The 363-nt window shown below is 39.7% G+C and carries 1 protein-coding gene; it reads left to right on the top strand.

Annotated elements, in window-relative coordinates; all coding sequences use genetic code 11:
* A partial coding sequence (locus tag KTE19_RS13740) for a helix-turn-helix domain-containing protein (RefSeq protein WP_217342524.1) occupies window positions 1-363 on the top strand: 363 nt, incomplete at both ends.

Below are 363 nucleotides of genomic sequence, written 5' to 3'. Positions count from 1 at the left end.
AACAAAATTGAGAGCACTTGTAGAATATGCTTCTGGTACTGGTTCTCTGACCGGAATTGCGCATAAATATAAAATACATGTAATGCTTTTTCAGATGCTTGTTTCAGCCTATCAAACATATGGAACAGACGTGTTATTTAACCCACCAGAAATAACCCCTGAATTCAGGGTTGAAGTTGCCCACTGGGCGATTGCCAATAATGCCTCATACACTCAGGTCGCGGCTAAGTTTGGTTATGTTGGTACCAGACAAATTCAGATATGGAAAGAAATTTATCGCAATCAGGGGCCAAATGGGTTATTGTCTATATCAAAAGGACGGCAACCTAAAATGACAAATAAACGTAAGAAGCCGACTAAGAA

Source organism: Lentilactobacillus dabitei (genome assembly GCF_019061365.1).
GTDB classification, from domain to species: Bacteria; Bacillota; Bacilli; order Lactobacillales; family Lactobacillaceae; genus Lentilactobacillus; species Lentilactobacillus dabitei.
Note: the sequence above shows the minus strand (reverse complement) of the source record. Positions and strands in the feature narration are given on the sequence as shown.